Below are 14,324 nucleotides of genomic sequence, written 5' to 3' on the forward strand. Positions count from 1 at the left end.
GCCTAACCGATATGCCCGAGCGAGCCGGCGCTCTCGGCGCGCTGAGGCCGGGTCGCGATAAACAGGCAGGTGCGTGAGCCGACCCGCAGCGGGCCGGGCAGGTCTGGGAGCGCTGTGGTCAGGTGCGCGCGTGACGGCGAGGCGCTGATGTAGCGGCGCGCGGCGTCTGTGTCGGGCAGCGTCAGCCACGCCTCCACGGGCCTGGCGCTGACCGCGGCGAAGTGTCGGAGCAACGTGGCCTCTCCGTTCTCGGCAGAGAAAGGAAGCTCGAAGCGATCTGCACCGACAAGCGACCAGAGCTCGCGCAGGTGCTGCTCGCTGTTGGTGACCGCGACCAGTGACCCGCCAGGCTCGAGGACCCGTGCGATCTCCGCCAGGGCGCGGTCGAGATCAGGAACGTGGTAGAGCATCCAGGCCGCCACAACGCAGGCGATCACCCCGTCGCCGTATGGCAGCGCCTGCACGTCGGCAACCTGCGCGCTCAGGCCGCGGGCGCGGACGAGCTGCACCATCCGGGGTGAGATATCGACCGCCCGGTAGTCTGAGACGCCTGCCTCGACGAGACGCTGCCCGAGCTCGCCACGGCCGGGCCCGATCTCGAGCACCGAGCTGGGCCTCAGAGCGAGAACCGCCTGCGCCAGCAGCTCCTTCATGTCCTCGCCCTCGAGGCCCTCGTAGAGCGATCGCCGGGTCGCGAGCCCCACTTCGGTTGCGTACTCGCGGGTGACCGCGGCCGGATCGTTCAGGCGCGACATCGCACGCCAGCCTACAGGGGCCACATACGGCCCTCGCCGTTTGTGCGTCGGCCGGTCCTCGGAGGACTCATCACCCCCGGCCTCGCTGCCGATCCATACAGATATAGCCCCAAGCCACCCGCAAGCGACGAGCCCGAGCGATGAACACCACAGCACCAGAGACCCGCAGGCCACGGCCACCAAGCGAGCGCCCGGTGCGGGAGCTGCACACCCGCTCGGTGGACGGACTGGACGTGGCGCTTTTGTGGTGCGAGGCCGACGACCTGGTCTTCGTGCGCGTGGAAGACAGGCGCACTGGCGAGGCGTTCTCGGTTCCCGTCAGGCGCGACCAGTCGCCGCTTGAGGTCTTTCACCATCCCTACGCCTACGCGCTGGCGACCCAGAGCCGCTGAAGCCGACTTTCACGCCAGGTAAGCTCGGGCTGTGCCTGAGCGGCGGGTTGCGATCATCGGCTACGGACTGGCGGGCAGCGTCTTCCACGCACCGCTGATCACGGCTACCCCGGGGCTCGGCGTCGCGGCGATCGTGACCTCCAACGCGCAGCGCCAGGCTCAGGCCCGTCGCGACCATCCCGAGGCGCGGCTGCTTGCGAGCAGCGACGCGCTATGGGGGATAGCTGAGGAGCTTGACGGCGTGGTCATCGCCAGCGCCAATGACTCGCACGTGGAGCTGGCGATGCGCGCGATCGACCTTGGGCTGGCCACGGTCGTGGACAAGCCGCTTGCGCCCAGCGCCGGCGAGGCGCGAGCGCTGGTGGCGCACGCGCAGGCGCGCGGGGTTCTGCTCACCGTCTTTCAGAACCGCCGCTGGGACTCAGACCAGCTGACCCTGGCGCGGCTGCTGGCCGACGGTGCGCTCGGCCGGGTTCTGCGCTACGAGTCTCGCTTTGAACGCTGGCGGCCGCAGGCCCGTCTCGAAGCCTGGCGCGAGCGCAGCGCGCCTGCTCAGGGCGGCGGGCTGCTGTTGGATCTCGGCAGCCACCTGGTGGACCAGGCGCTACAGCACTTTGGTCCGGTTTCAGAGGTGTATGCGGAGATCGCAAACGTGCGTGGCACACCCGCCGACGACGATCTTTTCCTCGCCCTGACGCATCGCTCAGGAACGATCAGCCACCTGCGTGCCTCCGCTGTGACGGCCGCGCCCGGGCCGCGCCTGCGGGTGCTCGGTAGCGACGCGGCACTGATCGTGCGCGAGCTCGACTCGCAGGAGGACCGTCTGCGCGCGGGACAGCGACCGGACACCGCAGCCGACTGGGGCGTCGAGCCCGCGCACGCGCACCCGCGGCTGATAGCAGGCGAGCGCAGCGTGCCGCTGACGCCCGAGCGGGGTGCCTGGCAGCGCTTCTACGAGCAACTCGCGCTGGCGCTGGACGGCCAGGGGCCGGTTCCGGTCGACCCGCATGACGCGGTCGCGGCGTTGATCGTGATCGAGGCCGCGCGGCGCAGCGCCGCCGCACGTCAGGTTGTCTCACTCGACTGAGGTCGCGCGCCGCCTACGCCGGCTCGCCGCCCAGCATCGGCATCCTGATCGCGCCCGCCCGGGCCACCTCGGCGGCGCGCTCATAGCCCGCGTCGGCGTGGCGGACCACCCCCAGACCGGGGTCGGCGAGCAGTACGCGCCGGAGCCGATCGGCAGCCAGCGGGCTGCCGTCGGCAACCACAACCTGTCCGGCGTGGATCGACTTGCCCATGCCCACCCCGCCACCCTGGTGCACCGACACCCAGCTGGCGCCGCAGGCGGTGTTGAGCAGCGCGTTGAGGATCGGCCAGTCCGCGACGGCGTCTGAGCCGTCGAGCATCGACTCGGTCTCGCGCTGCGGGGAGGCGACCGAACCGGTGTCCAGGTGGTCGCGCCCGATCACGATCGGGCCGTGCAGCTCACCGGAGGCGACCATCTCGTTGAAGCGCAGGCCCGCCAGGTGGCGCTCGCCGTAGCCAAGCCAGCAGATCCGCGCCGGCAGGCCCTGAAAATGCACCTTCTCGCGCGCCAGGCGGATCCAGCGGGCGATGTGCTCCTGCTCGCCGAAGAGCTCGAGGATCGCCTCGTCGGTGGCGTGGATGTCGGCCGGGTCGCCGGAGAGCGCCACCCAGCGAAACGGCCCCTTGCCCTCGCAGAACAGCGGCCGGATGTAGGCGGGCACAAACCCGGGGTAGGAGAACGCGTCGCGGTCACCGTGCTCGAAGGCGAGCCCGCGCAGCGCGTTGCCGTAATCGAAGGCCTCCGCCCCGGCGGCCTGCAGCGCGCGGATCGCGCCGACGTGCGCGAGCACCGACTCACCCACGCGCTTCAGGTACTCGTCCGGGTCTGACCCACGCAGCACCTCGGCCTGCTCCATCGTCAGCCCCGCCGGGATGTAGCCGTTCAGGGGGTCGTGCGCGGAGGTCTGGTCGGTCACCACGTCAACCGGAACCGCCCGGCGCACCAGCTCGGGCAGCACCTCGGCGGCGTTGCCCAGCAGCCCGATCGATAGCGCACGGCGCTCACGCGCCGCCGCCGCCAGCCGGTCAAGCGCGTCGTCCAGGTCGGCGGCGCGCTCGTCCAGGTAGCCGGTCTGGATGCGCCGCTCGATGCGCTGCAGGTCGGTCTCGATGCAGAGCGCCGTGCCGCCGCACATCGTGATCGCAAGCGGCTGGGCGCCGCCCATGCCGCCCAGCCCGGCCGTCACCACCAGGCGTCCTGTCAGGTCTCCGCCGAAGCGCTTGCGCGCCGCCGCCGCGAAGGTCTCATACGTGCCCTGCAGGATCCCCTGGGAGCCGATGTAGATCCACGAGCCCGCGGTCATCTGCCCGTACATCATCAGCCCGGCGGCGTCGAGCTCGCGGAAGGTCTCCCAGTTGGCCCACTCACCAACCAGGTTTGAGTTGGCGATCAGCACGCGCGGCGCGCGCTCGTGGGTCTCAAACACAGCCACCGGCTTGCCGGATTGCACAAGCAGCGTCTGGTCGTCGGCGAGCACCGTCAGCTCGCGCTTGATCGCCTCAAGGCACTCCTGGTTGCGCGCCGCCTTGCCGATGCCGCCGTAGACGATCAGCTCCGCCGGGTTCTCCGCGACGTCGGGGTGCAGGTTGTTCTCGAGCATCGCCAGCGCCGCCTCCTGCTGCCAGCCGCGGCAGCGCGGGGGTGAGCCCGCCCCACTGATGGACGCGCTCATGGGTAGATCGCCCGCAGCTTCGCGGCCTCCGAGACATGCGTGATCGCGCTCGCCAGTGCGGCGGTGCGGTTGTCGACCCCCAGCTCGACGGCGGCGCCCCGCACACGGTCGTAGGCGGAGCGCATCTGCGTGCGCAGCCGCTCCTGCACCTCGAGCGCCTGCCAGCTGTACTTCTGGTGGCTCTGCACCCACTCGAAGTAGCTGACTATCACACCGCCCGAGTTGGCCAGGATGTCCGGCACGACGCTGATCCCCCGGTCGCTCAGGATGCGGTCGGCGGCCGGCGTGGTCGGGCCGTTTGCGCCCTCCACCACCAGCTTGCACTTCAGCCGGTCGGCGTTGCGCTCGGTGATCTGCTCCTCGCGCGCAGCGGGCACCAGCACGTCGCAGTCGAGCTCGAGCATCGCCTCGCCGCTGACCGGCTCGGCGTCCGGGAAGCCCTCGAGGTAGTAGTGCTCATCCACCCAGCGCAGCACCGCCGGTATGTCAAGCCCGTGCGGGTTGGCGATCGCGCCGCGGATGTCTGAGACCGCGACCACCTTGCCCCCGCGGGCGTGCAGCTCGCGCGCCGCCACGGAGCCGACGTTGCCGAAGCCCTGAACGACGAAGCTCGACTCAGGCAGCGACCAGCCGAGCTCCTCAAAGGCGCTCTCGATCGAGAAGACGACCCCCAGGCCGGTCGCGTCGTGGCGCCCGATGGTGCCGCCGAGCGCCACCGGCTTGCCGGTCACAACCGCCGGCACGGAGTAGCCGACCGACTGCGAGTAGGTGTCGTAGAACCAGGCCATCTCGCGCTCGCTGGTGCCCATGTCCGGTGCGGGGATGTCCATGTCCGGTCCCACGATCGGCAACAGCTCGGCGGTGTAGCGCCGCGTGATCCGCTCCATCTCGCCGGCCGATAGCGCGTGGGGGTCGCAGCGCACGCCGCCCTTGGCGCCACCGAACGGCAGCCCCGCCAGCGAGCACTTCCAGGTCATCCACATCGCCAGTGCCGCGCACTCGCCGAAGCCGAGGTCGGGCGCGAAGCGCAGGCCGCCCTTGGTCGGCCCCATCGCCAGTGTGTGCTGCACGCGGTAGCCGGTGTAGTTGATCACCTCGCCGTTGTCCATCCGCGCCGGGAAGTTGCAGACCAGCGAGCGCCGCGGCTCGAGCAGCCGGGTGCGCAGCTCGTCCTCCAGCGCGAGCACGTCCGCGGCCCGCGCGAACTGGCGGCATGCCATGGCGTACAGCGGCGAGTGCCACTCCTCGCCGAGCGGCACGTCGTCAAAGCGCGCCTCTCCGGCCGTCCTTCCGCCCGGCCGCGCCGCTGCTTGGCCGGGCACCGAGTCGTCTTCCAAAGCCGTCGAGCTCATCGCCGCCACCCTTCGCTCGTCGCCAGATCAGGCATCCGCTCTCCTCCTCGTTGTCCTTGTTGCCGCCAGCTGCTTGTGACCTCAGGGACCATACGCCTTCCGCTGGCGTGAGCCGCCGGCGGCGTCGCTGTAGTTGTGTAGACTCTGTACAGTTTCTGTAGAATCTTTTGGGGCAACCCGCAACCGTGCTCGACACCATCATCGACGACCTGCTCGACCGCACCGTGCTCGGCGGTTACACGAGCCTCGGCTACAGGCTCAGACAGCGGTCCTGGCCGGCGGCGGCGCTTCAGCCGATGGCGGGCAAGGTCGTGATGATCACGGGCGCCGCATCGGGGCTCGGGCTTGCAGCCGCGGCCGGTTTCGCAAAGCTGGGCGCCAGCGTCTGGCTGGTGGTCCGCTCACAGGCGCGTGGCGAGGAGGCGCTCGGCGCTCTGCGCGGGCGCGGCCTGGGAACGGGCCTGCAGGTCGGGGTCTGTGACCTCAGCGACCTGGGTTCGGTCAGGCGCTTCGCGGCCGGGTTTCAGGCGAGTGGGGCGCGCCTTGATGTGTTGGTGAACAACGCGGGTGTCCTGACCCGGACGCGAGAGCTCTCCAAGAACGGGATTGAGCTGACCTTCGCGGTCAACGTGGTGGCGCCGTTTCTGCTCACCAACCTGCTGCTGCCGCGCATGATCTCCAGCGCGCCCGCGCGAATCATCAACGTCGCCTCCGGCGGCATGTACCTGCAGAGGTTGCGGGTGGACGATCTGCAGAGCGAGCGCGGCCACTTCGACGGTGCCGCCGCCTACGCGCGCACCAAGCGCGCCGAGGTCGTGCTCACCGAGCTGTTTGCGCAGCGGCTCGACCCCGCCTCGGTGGCCGTGCACGCGATGCACCCAGGGTGGGCGGACACCCCCGGTCTGAGGGCCTCGCTACCGGGCTTTCACCGGCTGGTGGGGCCCCTGCTGCGCACCGCCGAGCAGGGCGCCGACACGATCGTCTGGCTCGGCGCCGCCGCGGAGCCGGCCGCTAGCAGCGGCCGCTTCTGGCACGACCGCCGGATCCGCCCGACACACGTGGCCGGCTACGCCCGCGAGGGCGAAGCGGACCGCGAGCGGCTCTGGTCGGCCTGCGTGGAGCTGGCCGGCCTGAGCGACAGACCACTGAAGCGACCATGGGAGACGAGCGATGGCACGTTACCGAGCCACAGTTGAGACCACGAGAGACGCCGAGGAGGTCTTCGCCTACCTGAGCGACTTTTCCACCACCGCCGAGTGGGACCCGGGCGTGCTCGAAGCACAGCGGCTTGACCCGGAGGTCAAGCTCGGCTCTCGCTTCCGGCTGGTCGCGAGCTTCCGTGGGCGGCGGGCGGAGATCGTCTACACCGTGGTCCGCTACGAGCCGCCGCGGCTGATCACGCTGCGCGGTGAGAACGCCACGGTGGTGTCGCTGGACACGATCGAGGTGGAGGGGCTCGGCGCTGCGGCGGGAGCGCGCGTCACCTACGATGCGCAGCTGAGCATGAAGGGCATTCTGCGCATCGGCGACCCGCTGCTGGCCCGGGCCTTCAAGCCGGTTGGTGACAACGCGCTGGCGGGGCTGCGGCGCAAGCTCGCGCAGGCGGACGGGCCGCTCCTTGAGCCGGGGTCGTTGGTCGAGCCGGGGTCGTCGGCCGAGCCGTGAGTCAGCGCGTCCTGGTCACCGGCGCGACCGGGTTCGTCGGCGGCAGGCTGGCGCGCGAGCTGGCCGCGGAGGGCGCCGAGGTGCGCTGCCTGGTGCGCAGCCGCTCAGGTGACGGCGCGCGGGCACTCGAGCGCGAGGGCTTCAGCCTGCACCAGGGCGATGTGCTTGACCCGGGCAGTCTGCGCGGTGCCGGCACGGGGATCGATGCGGCCTATTACCTGATCCACTCGATGGGGCGGGGCAACCCAGGCGAGTTCGCTGCGCGCGAGCGGGCGGGCGCGATCGCCTTTGCGCAGATGGCCCGGGCCGAGGGGATTGAGCGCGTGATCTATCTCGGCGGACTCGGCGAGGGCCACTCGCGCCACCTGCGCTCGCGCCACGAGACCGCGCTTGTGCTGCGCGAGCACGGCCCGGCGCTCACCTACTTCCGGGCGGGCATGGTCGTGGGTCCCGAGAGCGAGTCCTACCGCACGCTGCGCTACCTGGTGCAGCGGCTGCCCGCGATGATCGCGCCCGCCTGGTTGCGCAACAAGACCCAGCCGATCCACGTCGACGACACGCTCGCGTTCCTGGTGGCCAGCCTTGCGCTTGAGTCCTCGACCGGTCGGGAGATCCAGATCGGCGGCCCTGATGTGCTCTCCTACGGCGAGATGCTCGACCGTATGGCCGTGATCCTCGGGATCCCGCGGCGTCCGCGTCTGCCGGTGCCGCTGATCACCCCCTGGCTCTCGTCGCTGTGGATCGGACTGGTCACGCCCGTTGACGCCGGGGTGGCGCGCCCGTTGATCGAGGGACTCGCCTCGCCCACCGTCGTCACCGACGCGGAGCCGATGCGCGAGTTCGGGATCGCGACGATCGGTTTTGACGAGGCGCTGCGCCGCGCCGTCGCCGCCGACCCTGAGCTCTCGCGCGCGCGGCCCGCTGGCCGCGCGCGCGGCTAGAGGCGATGCCCGAGAGCGTCTGGGATTACCCGCGCCCACCGGCGGTCGAGCCCCAGCCGCGGCGCGTGCGGGCGGTGCTCGCCGGGGTGCTGCTGGCCGACAGCACGCGGGCGCTGCGCGTGCTCGAGACGAGCCACCCCCCGACGATCTACATCCCACCGGCCGACGTGCGCACCGACCTGCTCGAGCCGAGCGCGCAGGCGTCGAGCTGGTGTGAGTTCAAGGGGCGCGCCAGCTACCTGGACGCGGTGATCGACGGCCGGCGCTTTGCGGCGATCGGCTGGCGCTACGACGACCCGGCCCCCGGCTACGGCGCGCTGGCCGGCGCGATCGCCCTCTATCCCGGACGCCTGGAGGCGGCCTGGTTAGACGACGAGCTGGTCCTGGCCCAGCCGGGAGACTTCTATGGCGGCTGGATCTCGAGCGATCTGGTGGGGCCGTTCAAGGGCGGTCCCGGTACGGCCGGCTGGTAGCGGATGGCGCTGCGCCGGTGTGCGTCAGGCGGCTCGCGGACGCGGACCGAAGGATTCGTCGAGCTCGCGCGCAGCCGTGACCAGGTCACCGCCGAGCCGCGGCAGGTGCAGGCGCTGCGCGATCTCTGCGTCTGCACCCGGGCCGCTGAGCAGCACGGGGGCCTCGCGCGCGAGCCGGCGCAGCGCCGGGCCCTGTTGCTCAAACAGCGCGGGCGCGAAGGCCGACAGCACGCAAACGGTCGGTCCGGTGACGGCGACCGCCTGCGCCACGGTGCTGATAGGCGTGTCGGTGCCGAGAAAGACGATGCGCCAGCCGTAGGTGCGCAGCACCAGCCCGAAGGCGATCAGGCTGATGTCGTGCTGCTCGCGCGGAACGCAGGCCAGCAGCGCCAGCGGCCCGCCGCCGCGACCCCACAGGCGGGCCAGGGCGAGCAGGCGGGCGCGGATCAGGTTGCTTGCAAAGTGCTCCTGGCCGATCGACGGCTCCCCGCGTTCCCAGCCGCTGCCGACAGCCGTGAGCGCGGGCAGCACGAGCTCCGTCAGGCAGGTCTCAAGCCCGTAGGCCGCCAGCACCGCGTCGATGACCGCGTGGACGGTCCCCTCGTCGTAGGTGTTGAACGCCTCGATCAGCTGTTGGCGTGCGCGCGGCAGGTCGCCTGTCTGTGTCCGGACGGTGCCGACGGGGGCTGTCTTCAGGGCTGCGGCGGCCGCTTCGGCGGCCGACAGGCCCTGCTTCAGCCCGCGCAGCATCACCGCCACGCGCTGGGCGTCGCTTTCGCCGTAGAGGCGGAAGCCGCCGGCGGAGCGGGCTGGGTCAAGTAGCCCGTAGCGCTGCTCCCAGGCACGCAGCGAGCTGGCGGGTACGCCTACGCGGCGGGCGAACTCTCCGATCCTGAGGGCTTGCACGGTGACAGAAGTCTATACGAAACTTGTACGGACCTTGTGCAGCGGGGCTTTGGTCGTGGCCTCGGAGCGAGGCGGCGGCGCGCGCGTTTCTTTCGTTTCTTTCGTGCGCGGTGGCCCATATGGCGTGGATTTCTTGTGGCTGTAGCCCCAGGTTCTCAAGTCGTTGACATCCACCGCCCGGGCCGGTGCTGAGCTTGCTCCTGTGGACGGGCTGACTGTCCAACACCGTGGCCGCGGCTGTCAGCGGCACTGGCCAACAAACCAGAGGAGTTCATGTGACTTGGTTTCAAGCGGTCCTCTTCGACAACGGCGACACGCTGTTTCACAAGGCAGACCGCGCGCCTGCCACCGTCGAGCTGGCGTCCCAGCTCGGCTGCCAGCTCGACCTCGAGCGCGCACGGGAAGCCTGGCTCGAGGTCAAGGCGCACAAGCACGCGATCAGCGACGAGCCGCTCATCTTCGGGCGCAACCGCTCGAGCGACGGTCACCGCCGCTACTACAGCGAGTGCTATGCCCCGCTTGACGAGCTCGTCCCCGGGCTGGCGGAGAGCTTCTACGAGCAGTTCAAGACGAGCCCTGTGTCGATGATCCCCTACCCGGACACAGCGCCGACGCTGGCCGCCCTGCGCGAGGCCGGCATCAGCGTGGGCATCGTCTCAAACACCGGCTGGAACATCCGCGAGGGCTACGAGCGGGCGGGTCTTGACACCTACATCGACACATGGGTGCTCTCCTTCGAGCACGGGATCGCCAAGCCGGAGGCGGAGATCTTTGCGATCGCCTGTGCGCAGCTGGCGGTGGACCCCGCCCAGACGGTGATGGTCGGCAACAACGGCTACGCCGACAGCGGCGCGGTCGCCGCCGGCTGCACCAGCCTCGTGCTGCCCAAGGCCCGTCCCGGCCAGCGCCGCGGTCTCGACGCGGTGCTGCGCCTGGTCGGCATCGAACAACCGTCGGCCGTCGGCGTGCTCTGAGCCCACGCCGCCAACCACAAAGGAGCAACAGATGCTGCTAACCGCCGCCGCCACCCTGCATGGATGGCTGTACGGCACCTTCGACCCCCCCAACGCGATCAAGGCGCTGCTCTACGTCGCCACCTGGCTGGCGATGCTGGCTGGGGTCATCTTCCTGTTCGTGATCGCGCCCCGGCGCAACCGCGCCAACCGCTGGAGCACCGAGGACGTGTTCGTGCTCGCCATCCTGGCGGTGCTGCTGCTGGCCTGGGACACGTTTCTCAACGACCAGCTGTTCGGTCCGCTGGTCTCGAGCATCCCGGTGGCCGGCAACTTCCTCAACTGGATCCAGCTGCCGGACCTGCCCTACATGTTCATCGTGATGGTCGCGGTCGCGACGATCCGCAAACCGGGCACCGTCACCTCGCTGATCTTCGTAAAGCGTGTGCTCGGCGAGATCATGTTCTCAACCCACGGCCTCAACATCCCCAACTGGCCCGACGCGCTGGACGAGGGGATCCTCACCGACCTCTTCATCATGAGCCGGGGCGCCGGCCTGTTCTCGAGTCCGCGGGCGATGCTGATCGACGGCTTCATGATCGGTGTGCTGCGCGGCGGTCCCAACGTGCTGGTCGGCGACGCCGTGCTCGACCCGTTCCTGAACGGCCAGATCCACACCTGGGCGAGCTTCATCGGCACCAACATCGCCGGCTCGGGCGGCTTCTTCGGCAACGCGATCGGCAACGGCATCGAGGCCGCCGTCACGGCGCCGCTGGCGGTGTCGGTGGCGCGGGCGGTTGGCATGGCCGCCGGCACGACGATCGGTGGCGCCAGACCGGGTCAGCTTGTGCCGGACTCCGGCATCCCGGCGGTCGCGGGCTTCGGCGCCGTCGCGGCGGGCCCGGCGGTCGCCGGCGGGTTCGGCACCGCCCTGCGCTCGAGCAGCAGCTCAGCCAGTGACGGCAGCTCGGGACGGGGTGGTCCGCGCGGGTCCGGCGGGTCGGCCGGCCCGTCCTCAGGCAGCGAGCCTGATCACGGAGGTGAGCGGCGATGACGAACACGCGGCCGCTGCGGCGGTTCCTGATCTTCGCCGCGGTGCTCGCCACGGCGGTGCTGGCCGACGGCATCATCCTGGCTGCCACAGGCGGTCTCAGCTCCGATGCCACGCCGGTGTTCCCGGTGCTCGGCGGCTCGTTTGCAAAGACGCGCAACTCCGGGACGTCGCTGATCATCATCGGCGTGCTGTTTGAGCTGGTGGTCGTGGCGGCGTGGGTCGTGATGGGCCGCCGAGCGCGTCGCACCCAGGGCGACTCCGGCCGCGGACAGGCATGAGCCGGCGACGGCAGAGCGACGTGGCGCGCCCGGGCGCTGGCCCGGGCGCGCCGGCGCTGCACGGGCGCAAATCCGGACGGTTTGAGCTGCGTGCGGCGATCAGCTCGTTCCGCTATCACGAGCAGGGCCCTGCCGTACTGACGGGTGTCGAGCTCAGCTTCGGCCCGGGTGAGATGGTCGTGATCGCCGGGCCATCGGGCAGCGGCAAGTCCACGCTGGCGCTCGCGCTCGCCGGTCTGGTGCCCGGCAGGGTGGGTGGCTGCCTGGATGGCCAGGTGACGCTTCACAGCGGCACCGGCGTCGCGCTCGATTTGACGAGCCTGCCGCTGCACGAGGCCGCACAGCACGTTGGCATCACATTCCAAAACCCTGAGTACCAGCTGATCCAGTACCAGGTGGCGGCGGAGGTCGCCTTCGGGCCGGAGAACCTCGGGCTACCGCACGAGGAGGTGGTCGCGCGCGTCCATGGCGCGCTTGCGGCGGTGCGCGCGGATGACCTGGCGCAGGAGGCGATCAGCAGCCTGTCCGGCGGGCAGAAGCAGCGGGTCGCGATCGCGGCGGCGCTGGCGATGGCCCCACCGCTGCTCGTCCTGGATGAGCCGACCTCGGACCTCGATCCGGTCGGCACCCAGCAGGTGATGGAGATCCTGCACGAGCTGAGCCACACGCGGGGGCATGGGGTGGTGCTCGTCGAGCACAAGCTCGACGAGGTCGTCCGCTACGCCGACCGGGTGATCCTGGTCGACGGCGGCCGTGTGCTCATCGACGAGCATCCGCGCCGCGCCTTTCTGCCGACCGCCCGCTGGCACGCGGCGGGGGTACGGCCGCCCGAGCTGGTCACGCTCGCCGAGCTCGTGCCCGGGCCGTTCACGGCTGGGGCGCCGCTGAGCGTAGAGGCGGCCGCCGCGGCGCTGGCCGACGCGCGCCTCGTTCTCACCGATGCGCTTGGCGCTCAGGTCGAGACGGTGTCACCCGCGCCGGCTGCGCGCGCGACGCCGTCCGGCCCGCCCGCCTTTGAGGCCCACGGTCTGCGCGTCTCCTACAAGGGCAAGGTGGCGCTCGCCGACCTCAGCCTGCGCGTGGCGCAGGGTGAGTGGCTTGCGCTGATCGGCGCCAACGGCTCGGGCAAGACCACGCTCGGCGCCACCCTGATGGGCTTTCTCACGCCGGACGCGGGCAGGGCCAGTTGCTTCGGCGAGCCGGTCAGGTTCGGGCGGATCGCCAAGCAGGCCGACCGTGTCGGCTACCTGTTCCAGAACGTCGACGACATGCTGTTCGGCGCGAGTGTGGCGGCGGAGCTCGAGTTCACCGCCAGGCACGGTGTGCCGGCGGGCCATGATGCGCCCAGCGCGGCGGAGGTCGCGGCGCTGATCGGGCTCGCCGACCGGGGTGCCGCCCACCCCTACAACCTGAGCGGCGGCGAGCGCCAGCGGCTCGCGCTGGGCGCGCTGCTGACCCGCGCGCCGCGCGCGCTGATCCTCGACGAGCCGACCACGGGCCTTGACGAGCTGCACGCGGAGGCGCTCTTTGACCTGCTCGCGCGTGTGCGCACCGCGCTCGGCTCGCTCACCTGCGTGCTGATCACGCACGACATGCGGCTCGTGGCGCGCTTCGCCGACCGTGTGGTCGCCCTGCGCGCCGGCGAGATCGTGCTCGACACCACGCCGCGGCGGGCGTTCGCGCAGGCCGCGCTGCTTGAGAGCTGTGGCGTGCGACCGCCGGCGATCGCCGCGCTGCACGGTCGCCTTGACCCCGAAGCCGAGGAGGTCGCCGTGGGTGCCCACGAGCTCTCGAATCTGCTCGCAACGACCCGCGAAAGGACCATGCATGCCGCACTTCGTTGACCACCTGATGCTGCACACGCTGGTCGGCCGCACGGCTATCGCCTGGGCGATCAGCTTCCTGGTGCCGTTGATCGGCCCGGCCCTTTTCATCCGCTTCGTCGGCATCAGGGGCCTGCGCAACGTGCTGACCTACGAGCCATCGCACTCGGTCATCCACCGCCTGGACCCGCGCCTGAAGCTGCTCTACCCGGCACTGATCGGGGTGCTCTCGGTGCTGCTCTCCTGGCGCTGGGTGTATGTGCTCTTCGGCCTGACGCTGATCCCCTGGGCACTCCTGCGTCCGTCGCTGGTGCGCGTGCGCATCCTCGCCGTGATCGTCGTCGCGCCGGCCCTGCTCTCGATCTGGTCCCAGGGCCTCTACTACACGACGCCCAAGGACCACCTGATCTTCGCCTACCCGATCACGATGGCGTGGGCGGGGACGGCCGGGCTCTCCACCGCTGGGCTCGTCTACGGCGCACATGAGGCTGCGAGGGTGCTGGTCACCGCCTCCGCCGCGCTGATCTTCGTGTTCACCACGCAACCCTCCGATGTGGTGTGGGCCACCACCCGGCTGCTCGTCGCGCAGCGGCTCGGGCTGGCGCTCTCGGTCGGCGTGCGCTTCCTCCCCAACCTCTTTGAGCGCCTGAACATGGTGATGCGCGCCGCCGAGGTGCGCGGCTACGACTTCTCGCGCCCGGAGCGCTGGTGGCGCCCGCGCGCGGCCGTCAACTACGCGAGGCGCATGCTGCAGGCGCTGCCGCTTTTGACCGTGCCGATCCTCGTCGGCTCGCTGCGCGGCTGTCGTCAGATGGCGCTGGTGGCCGACTCGCGCGCGCTCGGCGTGACCAGGCAGCGCACCACCTACCGAACGGTCGCGCTCGGCCTGGCCGACGGGATCGCCCTGGTCTGCGGGGTGCTGCTGATCGCCGGCACAGCGATGGTCATCGGCCTCGGCGGTGGGCGGTTCTGA

Annotated in this window: 15 protein-coding genes; 11 read left to right on the plus strand and 4 right to left on the minus strand. The window is 70.7% G+C overall.

All coding sequences use genetic code 11. The annotated features are described in order from the left end of the window. Positions 1–2: 2 nt before the first annotated feature. A complete protein-coding gene (locus tag M3M54_RS15380; RefSeq protein ID WP_249019902.1) occupies positions 3–755 on the minus strand; it encodes a class I SAM-dependent methyltransferase in 753 nt (250 codons plus the stop codon). A gap of 140 nt (positions 756–895) precedes the next feature. Between M3M54_RS15380 and M3M54_RS15385 the strand changes: the two genes are divergently transcribed. Beyond that, on the plus strand, positions 896–1,147 hold the full coding sequence (locus M3M54_RS15385; RefSeq protein WP_249019903.1) for a hypothetical protein: 252 nt from the start codon (positions 896–898) through the stop codon (positions 1,145–1,147). Positions 1,148–1,178: 31 nt separating this feature from the next. Next, positions 1,179–2,234 (plus strand): Gfo/Idh/MocA family oxidoreductase, encoded by a 1,056-nt coding sequence (locus M3M54_RS15390; protein WP_249019904.1) that lies wholly within the window; start codon positions 1,179–1,181, stop codon positions 2,232–2,234. Positions 2,235–2,247: 13 nt separating this feature from the next. Here M3M54_RS15390 and hutU read toward each other — a convergent pair whose 3' ends face one another. Then, positions 2,248–3,906 (minus strand): urocanate hydratase, encoded by a 1,659-nt coding sequence (hutU, locus tag M3M54_RS15395; protein ID WP_249019905.1) that lies wholly within the window; start codon positions 3,904–3,906, stop codon positions 2,248–2,250. Next, positions 3,903–5,258 carry a Glu/Leu/Phe/Val dehydrogenase gene (locus M3M54_RS15400; protein ID WP_249019906.1) on the minus strand — a complete coding sequence of 452 codons (1,356 nt, stop codon included), beginning with the start codon at positions 5,256–5,258 and terminating at the stop codon, positions 3,903–3,905. Before M3M54_RS15400 ends, hutU begins: the two co-directional genes overlap by 4 nt. A gap of 167 nt (positions 5,259–5,425) precedes the next feature. Between M3M54_RS15400 and M3M54_RS15405 the strand changes: the two genes are divergently transcribed. From M3M54_RS15405 to M3M54_RS15420, 4 genes are read left to right on the plus strand one after another with little or no spacing between them, the layout of a single operon-like run. Next, positions 5,426–6,454 carry an SDR family NAD(P)-dependent oxidoreductase gene (locus tag M3M54_RS15405; protein ID WP_249019907.1) on the plus strand — a complete coding sequence of 343 codons (1,029 nt, stop codon included), beginning with the start codon at positions 5,426–5,428 and terminating at the stop codon, positions 6,452–6,454. Next, positions 6,429–6,923: an SRPBCC family protein gene (locus M3M54_RS15410; protein WP_249019908.1), complete on the plus strand. Its 495-nt coding sequence runs from the start codon at positions 6,429–6,431 to the stop codon at positions 6,921–6,923. Before M3M54_RS15405 ends, M3M54_RS15410 begins: the two co-directional genes overlap by 26 nt. Beyond that, the gene (locus M3M54_RS15415) at positions 6,920–7,864 is read left to right on the plus strand and encodes an NAD-dependent epimerase/dehydratase family protein (RefSeq protein WP_249019909.1); all 945 of its coding nucleotides are present in this window, start codon (positions 6,920–6,922) and stop codon (positions 7,862–7,864) included. The genes M3M54_RS15410 and M3M54_RS15415 overlap by 4 nt, the downstream gene beginning before the upstream one ends. 5 nt (positions 7,865–7,869) lie before the next feature. Next, positions 7,870–8,337, plus strand: a complete 468-nt coding sequence (locus tag M3M54_RS15420) for a DUF427 domain-containing protein (protein ID WP_249019910.1) — start codon at positions 7,870–7,872, stop codon at positions 8,335–8,337. A 24-nt stretch (positions 8,338–8,361) separates the two neighbouring features. On the opposite strand, the gene M3M54_RS15425 is transcribed toward M3M54_RS15420, so the two are convergent. Beyond that, positions 8,362–9,243 carry a MerR family transcriptional regulator gene (locus tag M3M54_RS15425; protein WP_249019911.1) on the minus strand — a complete coding sequence of 294 codons (882 nt, stop codon included), beginning with the start codon at positions 9,241–9,243 and terminating at the stop codon, positions 8,362–8,364. 275 nt (positions 9,244–9,518) lie between these two features. On the opposite strand from M3M54_RS15425, the gene M3M54_RS15430 reads away from it, so the two are divergent. Genes M3M54_RS15430 through M3M54_RS15450 form a run of 5 tightly spaced genes read left to right on the plus strand, consistent with a single transcriptional unit; the run spans position 9,519 to position 14,324 of the window. After that, entirely contained in the window at positions 9,519–10,217 is a 699-nt protein-coding gene (locus M3M54_RS15430; RefSeq protein ID WP_249019912.1) for an HAD family hydrolase, read from the plus strand. Between the two features lie 31 nt (positions 10,218–10,248). Beyond that, positions 10,249–11,250 carry a hypothetical protein gene (locus tag M3M54_RS15435; RefSeq protein ID WP_249019913.1) on the plus strand — a complete coding sequence of 334 codons (1,002 nt, stop codon included), beginning with the start codon at positions 10,249–10,251 and terminating at the stop codon, positions 11,248–11,250. Then, positions 11,247–11,528 (plus strand): hypothetical protein, encoded by a 282-nt coding sequence (locus M3M54_RS15440; RefSeq protein ID WP_249019914.1) that lies wholly within the window; start codon positions 11,247–11,249, stop codon positions 11,526–11,528. Before M3M54_RS15435 ends, M3M54_RS15440 begins: the two co-directional genes overlap by 4 nt. A 20-nt stretch (positions 11,529–11,548) precedes the next feature. Beyond that, positions 11,549–13,372: an ABC transporter ATP-binding protein gene (locus M3M54_RS15445; protein WP_249019915.1), complete on the plus strand. Its 1,824-nt coding sequence runs from the start codon at positions 11,549–11,551 to the stop codon at positions 13,370–13,372. Next, positions 13,356–14,324 (plus strand): energy-coupling factor transporter transmembrane protein EcfT, encoded by a 969-nt coding sequence (locus tag M3M54_RS15450; RefSeq protein WP_249019916.1) that lies wholly within the window; start codon positions 13,356–13,358, stop codon positions 14,322–14,324. The genes M3M54_RS15445 and M3M54_RS15450 overlap by 17 nt, the downstream gene beginning before the upstream one ends.

The organism is Conexibacter sp. S30A1 (assembly GCF_023330665.1).
Taxonomy (GTDB): Bacteria; Actinomycetota; Thermoleophilia; order Solirubrobacterales; family Solirubrobacteraceae; genus Palsa-465.

Coding starts and splice junctions, on each gene's coding strand:
- M3M54_RS15440 (WP_249019914.1), top strand. CDS start 11,247: ATGACGAACACGCGGCCGCTGCGGCGGTTCCTGATCTTCGCCGCGGTG.
- M3M54_RS15380 (WP_249019902.1), bottom strand. CDS start 755: ATGTCGCGCCTGAACGATCCGGCCGCGGTCACCCGCGAGTACGCAACC.
- M3M54_RS15435 (WP_249019913.1), top strand. CDS start 10,249: ATGCTGCTAACCGCCGCCGCCACCCTGCATGGATGGCTGTACGGCACC.
- M3M54_RS15450 (WP_249019916.1), top strand. CDS start 13,356: ATGCCGCACTTCGTTGACCACCTGATGCTGCACACGCTGGTCGGCCGC.
- M3M54_RS15410 (WP_249019908.1), top strand. CDS start 6,429: ATGGCACGTTACCGAGCCACAGTTGAGACCACGAGAGACGCCGAGGAG.
- M3M54_RS15400 (WP_249019906.1), bottom strand. CDS start 5,258: ATGAGCTCGACGGCTTTGGAAGACGACTCGGTGCCCGGCCAAGCAGCG.
- M3M54_RS15385 (WP_249019903.1), top strand. CDS start 896: ATGAACACCACAGCACCAGAGACCCGCAGGCCACGGCCACCAAGCGAG.
- hutU (WP_249019905.1), bottom strand. CDS start 3,906: ATGAGCGCGTCCATCAGTGGGGCGGGCTCACCCCCGCGCTGCCGCGGC.
- M3M54_RS15420 (WP_249019910.1), top strand. CDS start 7,870: ATGCCCGAGAGCGTCTGGGATTACCCGCGCCCACCGGCGGTCGAGCCC.